Origin of the sequence: Glycomyces sp. NRRL B-16210, from assembly GCF_000719515.1 — a bacterium.
Taxonomy (GTDB): domain Bacteria; phylum Actinomycetota; class Actinomycetes; order Mycobacteriales; family Micromonosporaceae; genus Glycomyces.
On record NZ_JOGR01000015.1, the window covers coordinates 93388 to 100534 of the forward strand.

A 7147-nucleotide genomic window follows, 5' to 3' on the forward strand; every position below is an offset into this window, starting at 1 on the left:
GTGCCATCTGCCGGTGGCGTCGCGTGCACGCCTTCCCACTGTTCGGTGACGTCCTCACGAACCCGTCTGGCCGTCGGGCGTGCCGGAAACGGTGCCGGAGTCGTCCGGCGAGGGCGAGTCCGGCTCGTCCTCAGTGGGCGTCGGCGAGCCGCCCGAGTCGCTGTCGGTGGGCGTCGGGGAGGGGGAGGGGGAGGGGGACGGTGAAGGCGACGGCTCCTCGCTCGGCGTGGGCGAGGGGGTCGGAGTCGGCGAGGGCGAGTCGCTCGGGGAGGGCGCGGGGTCGGTGGTCTCGCCGCCGGTCGGGGACTGGGTGGGGTCCTCGGCGTCGGGGTCGGTCTGGACCGCGTCGACCACGCGGTGGGCGCCGGCGAAGTTCTTGAACCAGATGGAGCTGATCTTCACGACGTCGCCGGTGCGGGGGGCCTGGACCATCTTGCCGTCGCCGAGGTACATGCCGACGTGGTAGACCGACCGCCAGTTGCCCGGGTCGTCCCACCAGAACAGCAGGTCGCCGGGCAGGAGCTTCTCGGTGTCGACGGGCTTGTCGCGGGTGGCGTTGTACTGGTCGTTGGCCACGCGCGGGAGGGAGACGCCCGCGTAGGAGTAGGCGGACTGGACCAGGCCGGAGCAGTCGAAGGAGTTCGGGCCCTCGGCGCCCCAGACGTAGGGCTTGCCGAGCTGCGCGAGGGCGTACTCGACGGCCTTCTTGGCCTCGGGGGCGGCGTCCCAGCCGTCGATCTCAGAGGAGAAGTCGTCGGAGTACTCGGCGGCGGCGGCCTCGCGTTCGCGTTCGAGCTGCTCGACCTCCTCGGCGTTCTCCTCGATGAGGTCGTCGAGTTCGCTCTGGAGGCGGGTGAACTCGGCGTGGAGGACGCTGTAGCGCTCCTCGGAGCGGGCGGCGGAGAGGACCGCGGCGTCGTAGGCGGCGTGGGCGACCGATTCGGCGGTCTCGGCGTCGGCGAGGTCGGCGGTGAGGGCGGGGAGGTCCCATTCGCCGCCGAGGGGGGCGAGGCCGGAGAGGTCGGGGAGGTTCGCGTCGGGGACGCCGGCGATGTCGGCGTAGGCCGCGCCGGCGGCGTGGTCGAGGGCTTCTTGGGCGGAGGCCAGTTCCTCGGCGGTCTCGGCCCAGGCGGTCTCGGCGGAGGCGAGGCGGTCCTGGCGGTCGAGCCATTCGGCTTCGGCGGAGGTGGTCTCCTCGGCGATCTGGGCGAGGTCGATCTGGGCGGCGGCGATCTGGTCGCCGAGGGGGCCGTCTGCGGTCTCGGGGTTGAGGACCGGGGCGTCGTCGGCGGCGCCGCCGATCGGGCGGACGCCGTCGTCGGGGACGGTGACGCCGGGTTCGGCGAGGGCGGGGAAGGCTCCTGCGAGGACGAGGGCCGCCGCCGCGGCGGCGGCGATCACGCGGGCACCGAACCGTGAAACGCGCATGTGAGGTGTCCTTCTATGGGAGAGGCCGAGACTACTGTACCGAAGGCATGCAAATCTCGCATCCAAGGCCACCCGCCGCACCGGTCGCACGCAGACCCACGGCGCCCCGCCGGATCGGGTCCGCGAGTCCCGACCCGGACCCAGCGCCTCCCGCCTCCCGCCTCCCGCACCAACGCAGTGTCGATCGCCGTGTTCGGGGCACGCGCCCACCACACCCGAACTGTGCTGCGGTTACCGCCGAGACCACCTGACACCACCGACCGCGCCGCGCCCCATGCCGACCGCTGCCTTCCCCGCCTCCTCCCCCACGCCCGCCTTGCCCGGACTACGACACCGACGCACTGTGCCGACCTCACCGCGCCCCTGTCCACCTCTGCTTCCCCGCGCCCCTCGACCCGGCGGCCCGGTTCCGACCGCCGCACCCTGTCGGACCCTCCATGTAGGTTCGAGACGGGGGGACCTGCCGATGTCCGTTTTGCCGGGACCCTCCGTTCACGTTCACGGCCTCACATACGGCCACGTGCGATCGGGCCCGCCCGCCACGGCGGCGTTACGCTGGCCGTGCCGAGTCGCAGCCCGCGCTTCACCGCGCGGCCGCGCCCGGCACACCCGCATCGCCAAGAGTGATCGCACAACGTTGGGAGCGCCATGGACGACCAGACCGAGTTCAAGGCCGGCATCGAGGAGAAGCTCGCGGCCGGCGAGCGGCTCACCTTCGAGGACGGCGTCGGCCTCTACGAGGTCGACGACCTCGCCTGGCTCGGGCGCCTCGCGCACGGCGTCCGCACCGCCAAGAACGGCGACCGGACCATGTTCAACGTCAACCGCCACCTCAACCTCACCAACGTGTGCTCGGCCTCCTGCGCCTACTGCTCCTTCCAGCGCAAGCCCGGCGAGTCCGACGCCTACACGATGCGCGTCGAGCAGGCCGTGGCCCTCGCCGAGCAGATGCGCGGCGACGCCCCCACCGAACTCCACATCGTCAACGGCCTCCACCCGACGCTCCCGTGGCGCTACTACCCCCGCGTCCTCAAGGCGCTCAAGGAGACCCTCCCCGAGGTCAACCTCAAGGCGTTCACCGCCACCGAGGTCCAGTGGTTCGAGAAGATCTCCGGCCTCGACGCCGACGCGATCCTCGACGAGCTCATCGAGGCGGGCCTGGAGTCGCTCACCGGCGGCGGCGCCGAGATCTTCGACTGGGAGGTCCGCCAGCACATCGTCGACCACGACTGCCACTGGGAGGACTGGTCGCGCATCCACCGCCTCGCCCACTCCAAGGGCCTGCGCACCCCCGCGACGATGCTCTACGGCCACATCGAGGAGCCCCGCCACCGCGTCGACCACGTGCTGCGCCTGCGCGAGCTCCAGGACGAGACCGGCGGCTTCGCCGTGTTCATCCCCCTGCGCTACCAGCACGACTTCCACGACTCCCAGGACGGCAAGGTCCGCAACAAGCTCCAGGCGCGCACCACCATGGCGAGCCCGGCCGAGTCGCTCAAGGTCTTCGCCGTCTCGCGGCTCCTGCTCGACAACTTCGACCACGTCAAGTGCTTCTGGGTCATGCACGGCCTCGACGTCGCGCAGCTGTCGCTGTCCTTCGGCGCCGACGACCTCGACGGCTCGGTCGTGGAGTACAAGATCACCCACGACGCCGACGAGTACGGCACCCCCTCCAAGATGACCCGCGACGACCTCCTCGAACTCATCCGCGACGCCGGGTACCGCCCCGTCGAGCGCAACACCCGCTACGAGGTCGTGCGCGAATACGAAGGCCCGCAGACGATCGGCGAGCGCCGGGCCGAACCGCAGTCGGTGAAGTTCTAGTGCCGCGAGACGAGTCGATCGAGCGTCCCGCCGAGCGCGCGAAGCTCGACACCCTCGGGCAGCTCACCGGGACCGCCTTGGCGTACTTCGTGATCGGCGCGGCCGTCCTGATCGTCATCGACCTGGTGTTCGTGCTCCCGACCGGCCGCGGCTTCGGCAACACGTCCGGCTGGATCGCGGCGCTGCCGACCGTGTGGGTCTTCACCGAGCAGTTCCGCCGCTACGCCGGCGCCTCGCGCTGGGCCGTCATGCTCCTCGGGGCCGTCGTCGGCCTCGGCGCGGGCGCCGCGGCCGCGCTCATCGCCCCCGCGGACTGGCTGCCGATGTTCACCGGCGGCTTCGGCGGCCTCGCGGCCGCACTCGTCTACGCCGCCCTGTGGCACGCCGCGATCAAGACCTTCGGAGAGGAGCGGCCCCAATGAATCCGGTCGCCAAGTACTTCCTGGCCCGCCTGGGGCTGTTCGCCGCGATCGCGGCGCCCCTGAGCTTCCTCATCAACCTGTGGCTGGCGCTCGCGGTCGGCCTGCTCGGGTCGATGGTGCTCGGCTTCGCGCTCCTTCGCGGGCAGCGCGAGGCGATGATCGCGCACATCGACGCGGGCTTCAAGCGCCGCAGCGAGGAGAAGCAGCGCCTGCGGGCCGAGCTCGCCGGCGACGAACCGTCCGAATAGGACGTCCTACTTGGCGCCCTTCATCAGCTCGGTGCAGATCTGAAGCGTCTCGGCCGCACCGGCTTCGAGGGCCTTGCCGTAGTGCTTGAGCCACGAGCGGACCCCGTCGGGGGTGCCGGTGGACCAGGCGCGCTGCGCGCCCACGTACTCGGGCTGGCGCTCGAGGTGCCCGGCGTCGACGGTGATGAGCAGCTTCGGGTCGAGGCCCTTGCTGGCCAGGGCGAGCCGGGCCGCGGCGCGGGCGACCACGTTGTTGGCCACCGGGAACGGCTGCACCGCGAGGAGCTCGCCGTGGACGACCGCGGCGGCCATCGCGGCCGGGATCTCCTTGGTGGGGTTGGCGATGAGCGCGCACAGGGCGTTGATGCGGGCCGACCCGGCCTCGTCGACCTCGATGCGGCCGGGCTCGAAGTCCGTTCCGGCGTCGGGGAACTCGCGGGTGGCGAGCAGGTGCAGCTTCGCGAGCACGAACCGCGGCGAGACCGGCCAGACGTCGGCCAGCGCCGGGAGCGTCTCCTCGATGTTCAGGACGCCGTTGACGATCGGGTCGTCGAAGTCGCCCTCGCGCAGGCGTTCGACGTCGCAGTCGTAGCCGTCGAGCGCCAGGGTCGCCGAGGCGCTGTGCAGGGCGACTTCCACCGCCACGGGCTCGTCGCCATTGCGCAGGGCCTCATGCCAGAGCATCCGGTCGACGTTGGCTCTGGCGTTCTCAAGGGCGTCGGCGACCTCGGAGAGTTCGAGGAGAGGCGCGAGAGGATCCACGGGCGGAACCTTACCTTTAGGGTGGAGCGCTCAAACGGCGCGTCGGGCGGTCTAGAGGGCAGTCACAGAAGGGTACGTGAGTTCGCGGGCGTGCACCGGTCCGACGATACCTCTCGAATCGGCGTTCGGCGGTCCCCGCGGGGGCGAGTTACCGCCTGCGGGCCGCCTGCCGACCGCCTGCGGGCCGTTGAGCGACGAGGGGTCCCAGATGCCGGTGTGGCGGCGGCCGCACTTTATGTGTCGTCCAGTTCGCGGTAGTGTTGCGGCTCAGAGACCCGCCTCACAAGTCGCGCAGAGGCGCGCCGACCTGTAAGGAGCACATACCCGTGGCATCAACCCCGCAAGAGACGCTTGCCAACCTCCTGTCGGAGGAGCGGACCTTCCCCCCGTCCCCCGAGTTCGGTCGGACGGCGAACGTCACCGCGGCCGCTTACGAGGAGGCCGCGGCCGACCGCCTCGCCTTCTGGGAGACCCAGGCGCGCAGGCTCGACTGGTCGAAGGACTGGGACCGGGTCCTGGACTGGGACGACCCGCCGTTCGCGAAGTGGTTCACCGGGGGCGAGCTCAACGTGGCCGCCAACTGCCTGGACCGGCACGTGGAGGCCGGGCTCGGCGACCGGGTCGCGATCCACTTCGAGGGCGAGCCGGGCGACAGCCGGGCGGTCACGTACGCGGAGCTGCTCGACGAGGTCAAGCGGGCCGCGAACACGCTCACCGGTCTCGGGATCGAGGCGGGCGACCGGGTCGTCATCTACATGCCGATGATCCCCGAGGCCGCGGTGGCGATGCTGGCGTGCGCGCGCATCGGCGCGCCGCACTCGGTGGTCTTCGGCGGCTTCAGCGTGGACGCGCTGTCGAGCCGCATCGACGACGCGGGCGCGAAGCTCGTGATCTGCGCCGACGGCGGTTTCCGGCGCGGCAAGCCGCTGCCGCTCAAGCCGACCGTGGACGCGGCGCTGGAGCGGTGCCCGTCGGTCGAGAAGGTCCTGGTGGTGACCCGCACCGGCCAGGAGGTCGACTGGAACGAGCGCGACCTGCGCTGGGAGGAGACCGTCGGGACGGCCTCCGATGAGCACGAGGCGCAGGCGTTCGACGCCGAGCACCCGCTGTTCATCCTGTACACCTCGGGGACCACCGGCAAGCCCAAGGGCATCCTGCACACCTCGGGCGGGTATCTGACGCAGGCGGCGTACACCCACCACGCGGTGTTCGACCTGAAGCCGGAGACGGACGTGTACTGGTGCACCGCCGACATCGGCTGGGTCACCGGGCACTCGTACATCGTCTACGGGCCCATGGCGAACGGCGCGACGCAGGTCATGTACGAGGGCACTCCGGACACGCCGCACACCGGCCGGTTCTGGGAGCTCGTCGAGAAGTACAAGGTGTCGATCCTGTACACCGCACCGACGGCGATCCGCACGTTCATGAAGTGGGGCGAGGACATCCCGGCCCGCTTCGACCTGTCGAGCCTGCGGGTGCTGGGGTCGGTCGGCGAGCCGATCAACCCCGAGGCGTGGATGTGGTACCGCGAGCAAATCGGCGGCGGGAAGTGCCCGGTCGTCGACACGTGGTGGCAGACGGAGACGGGCGCGATCATGGTCTCGCCGCTGCCGGGCGTGACGGCGACGAAGCCGGGTTCGGCGCAGCGGTCGCTGCCGGGGATCTCGGTGGACGTGGTGAACGAGCAGGGCGAGTCGGTGCCGGACGGCGGCGGCGGGTTCCTGACGATCCGCGAGCCGTGGCCGTCGATGCTGCGCACGATCTGGGGCGACGACCAAAGGTTCCTCGACACGTACTGGGCGCATTTCGACGGCATGTACTTCGCCGGGGACGGCGCGAAGAAGGACGATGACGGCGACCTGTGGCTGCTGGGCCGCGTGGACGACATCATGCTGGTGAGCGGGCACAACATCTCGACGACCGAGGTGGAGTCGGCGCTGGTGAGCCACGAGACGGTGGCGGAGGCCGCGGTCGTGGGGGCCAAGGACCCGGTGACGGGGCAGGGGATCGTGGCGTTCGTGATCCTGCGCGGGGTGTCGGAGTCGAGTCCCGAGCACTTGGCGGAGTTGCGGGCGCATGTGGCGAAGACGTTGGGCGCCATCGCGAAGCCGCGGCAGGTGATCGTGGTGGCGGAGCTGCCGAAGACGCGGTCGGGGAAGATCATGCGAAGGCTGCTGCGCGATATCGCCGAGGAGCGCGAGATCGGCGACGTGACGACGCTGGCGGACAATACGGTGATGAGCCGTATCAAGGTCGGCTTGAACGCCGGCAAAGAGGACTGAGAAGGCGGACGGGCGCCGGGCAGGGGAAAACCCCGCCTAGGCGCCCGTCGCCGTGTCCGGCGGGGAGCGTGGGGGCGCACCGCAGGTACTTCGGCGTCGTCGCCTGCGTGCGCGGGGCTCGTGCGGGGCGCGCCGTATTCGAACGAGGAGGGGCACCCCGCACCCCGCACCCCGCACC

Annotated in this window: 6 protein-coding genes; 4 read left to right on the top strand and 2 right to left on the bottom strand. The window is 71.0% G+C overall.

The window, feature by feature from the left end:
• Positions 1-54 precede the first annotated feature (54 nt).
• A complete protein-coding gene (locus IF12_RS26940) occupies positions 55-1428 on the bottom strand; it encodes a C40 family peptidase (protein ID WP_133884439.1) in 1374 nt (457 codons plus the stop codon).
• Between the two features lie 648 nt (positions 1429-2076).
• Here IF12_RS26940 and mqnE point away from each other — a divergent pair.
• Genes mqnE through IF12_RS0120985 form a run of 3 tightly spaced genes read left to right on the top strand, consistent with a single transcriptional unit; the run spans position 2077 to position 3922 of the window.
• Positions 2077-3252: an aminofutalosine synthase MqnE gene (mqnE, locus tag IF12_RS0120975; protein WP_030161993.1), complete on the top strand. Its 1176-nt coding sequence runs from the start codon at positions 2077-2079 to the stop codon at positions 3250-3252.
• Positions 3252-3674, top strand: coding sequence for a hypothetical protein (locus tag IF12_RS0120980; RefSeq protein WP_051704706.1), 423 nt, complete (start codon positions 3252-3254; stop codon positions 3672-3674). Before mqnE ends, IF12_RS0120980 begins: the two co-directional genes overlap by 1 nt.
• Complete coding sequence (locus IF12_RS0120985; RefSeq protein ID WP_030161996.1) at positions 3671-3922, top strand: DUF4229 domain-containing protein; 252 nt, start codon at positions 3671-3673, stop codon at positions 3920-3922. Before IF12_RS0120980 ends, IF12_RS0120985 begins: the two co-directional genes overlap by 4 nt.
• Positions 3923-3928: 6 nt before the next feature.
• Here IF12_RS0120985 and IF12_RS0120990 read toward each other — a convergent pair whose 3' ends face one another.
• Positions 3929-4684 (bottom strand): hypothetical protein, encoded by a 756-nt coding sequence (locus IF12_RS0120990; protein WP_030161998.1) that lies wholly within the window; start codon positions 4682-4684, stop codon positions 3929-3931.
• 326 nt (positions 4685-5010) lie between these two features.
• Between IF12_RS0120990 and acs the strand changes: the two genes are divergently transcribed.
• Entirely contained in the window at positions 5011-6969 is a 1959-nt protein-coding gene (gene acs, locus IF12_RS0120995) for an acetate--CoA ligase (RefSeq protein ID WP_030161999.1), read from the top strand.
• Positions 6970-7147: the final 178 nt, after the last annotated feature.

What these genes read in the sequence shown, in the direction of transcription:
- IF12_RS26940 (WP_133884439.1), bottom strand. Translation starts at nt 1,428, where the DNA reads ATGCGCGTTTCACGGTTCGGTGCCCGCGTGATCGCCGCCGCCGCGGCG.
- mqnE (WP_030161993.1), top strand. Translation starts at nt 2,077, where the DNA reads ATGGACGACCAGACCGAGTTCAAGGCCGGCATCGAGGAGAAGCTCGCG.
- IF12_RS0120985 (WP_030161996.1), top strand. Translation starts at nt 3,671, where the DNA reads ATGAATCCGGTCGCCAAGTACTTCCTGGCCCGCCTGGGGCTGTTCGCC.